General features: G+C 51.8%; 1 protein-coding gene and 1 tRNA gene. Both read right to left on the reverse strand.

The genetic code is table 11. The features are described from left to right. Positions 1-617 precede the first annotated feature (617 nt). Positions 618-702: transfer RNA gene (locus BQ17_RS10980), tRNA-Leu, on the reverse strand. A 7-nt stretch (positions 703-709) separates the two neighbouring features. After that, positions 710-913 (reverse strand): hypothetical protein, encoded by a 204-nt coding sequence (locus tag BQ17_RS20705; protein WP_141699235.1) that lies wholly within the window; start codon positions 911-913, stop codon positions 710-712. Positions 914-1,331 lie beyond the last annotated feature (418 nt).

The following is a 1,331-nucleotide window of genomic DNA, read 5'->3' on the forward strand; positions in this document are numbered from 1 at the left end:
CTTACCGGAACCTCCAGCCCTGAGCATAAGCCGGGGGTCGGCAAGTGGCACCATCCTGCCGCCGCTTTGGATTTGGCAATGTATAAGGGTGTTGCGGCCAGGGGAAAGCGCCGTCGCCGCGGCGCATGTGGAACCTAAGGGCCCGGATTGCCGACCAACGCCGCTGGTATCCCCCGTGGCTGAGGTTAACTCGGGCCGCGCCGCTTTGCCGGCGCACTCCAAAGCAGTCCGGAATCCATAAAGAGCCAACTTTTTTAATCCTCAGATTGCGCAGATTTCCACAAATGAAACAATCCATGAAAATCTGCGTAATCTGCGGATAGAGTCTAGGCGTCAAGTCCCGGATGATCGCGTGGAATTTTTTTAAAAAGCTGAGAGACTGTCTAAGAACTCACCCGGTTAGCTCCCTCGCCCCCTGGGGGGAGAGGGCTGGGGAGAGGGGGGATCAAGGGCGTTATTGCGATCGGATTGGTCACTCCATATCAAGCAACATCAATGGGTTGGTTTTTAGACAGCCTCTGAGGCTGCTGGGCGTACCATTCTTGGAGTGTCTACAGGTGCGGGTAGGGGGAATGCACGGCTGGAAGTCGGTAGCTAGGCGACCGCAGCTTGTAATTTGGTGCCGACGGCCGGAGTCGAACCGGCACGGCTTGCGCCACTACCCCCTCAAGATAGCGTGTCTACCAATTCCACCACGTCGGCAAAGGCATCAATTTTTTTTCGACAATCCTGATGAAGCTAAGTTTTGAGTATCTACATTATAGATCAGGTTTGAGTGAATACGCCCGACTAACGCTTCTACGGACAAATCAGGTCTCGATCCTTTCAAGCCTGAACCGCTTTCAACTACCGAATCATGGATGGCCTTGATTTCATGCCCGGACAGGTGTATTAAATCATCCAATTCGGTCATCTTTTTTTCAAGTTATCTAAAGCTCGGGCATATTGATCTTTGATTTTTTTCGTAGCAGATTTTACCTCGCCTAGTGTAGCAACTTTAACCCTTTTACCCGAAATCACAGTAGTCGTAGTCGCAACCCGCTTTTTGGTTGATTCCATCGTTTCAATTACCTCTTGTTATTTTATGGGCCACGGATTTGATAAACTATCTGTTCGGTGGTGTTCTAACTTTGTTGTTTCCGAGTTGCATCCGGTTTCACCTTAATGTCCTGTTTTGGTCGGGAAGGGCCAACCTGCCGTTCCAAGCATTGGTCCCAACATCCCACGCCGACAGGATGTCGGCGCTCCAGGGCTGCTAGTGTAGTGCGCCATTCTGTTTGGAACTTAAGCGGCGATTGCGCGCGTCGGGCGTCAAATCGATCGCGGCGCCA

The organism is Candidatus Thiosymbion oneisti (genome assembly GCF_900092655.1).
GTDB classification, from domain to species: Bacteria; Pseudomonadota; Gammaproteobacteria; order Chromatiales; family Chromatiaceae; genus Thiosymbion; species Thiosymbion oneisti.

Bases quoted from the DNA above. Each gene is read 5' to 3' on its own strand.
- BQ17_RS20705 (WP_141699235.1), bottom strand. From the start codon at position 913: ATGACCGAATTGGATGATTTAATACACCTGTCCGGGCATGAAATCAAG.